A 508-nucleotide genomic window follows, 5' to 3' on the forward strand; every position below is an offset into this window, starting at 1 on the left:
AAATTATATTGTTGGTATAGATCAAATTTTGGTAGATATAGAGGCGAAAATTGACCAAGCATTTCTTGCCGAATTTTCTTTAACACGTGGCATGTCACAAATCATTTCAGATGAAGTAACTGAAAAACTCTACCAGCGTTTGAAAGATGAATCCCTAATTAATTATGAGTTTGCCGGTGGCACTATTGGTAATACCATGCACAATTATTCTGTATTGGCAGACGACCGTTCAGTATTACTTGGTGTTATGTCAGAAACTATTCATGTTGGTGATTACGCCTATCGGTTTATTAGTAATACTTCTTCACGGGTAGACTTAAATTACTTGCAGCCAGTAAATGGCCCTATTGGTCGTTGTTTCACCTTAATTGATGACACGGGTGAACGAACCTTTGGTATTAATGCCGGTTTAATTAACCAACTTCGTCCTGACTCAATTGATGAATCTTTAATTGCAGGTGCTTCTGCGCTGGTGATCAGCTCTTATTTAATGAGAACTGAGCCAGGT

1 pseudogene is annotated in these 508 nt (G+C 38.0%); it reads left to right on the forward strand.

Annotated elements, in window-relative coordinates:
• Positions 1-508: pseudogene (locus tag ND16A_RS02610) on the forward strand (inosine/guanosine kinase); the annotation flags it as partial.

This window comes from Thalassotalea sp. ND16A, assembly GCF_000764205.1.
Lineage (GTDB): Bacteria > Pseudomonadota > Gammaproteobacteria > Enterobacterales > Alteromonadaceae > Thalassotalea_A.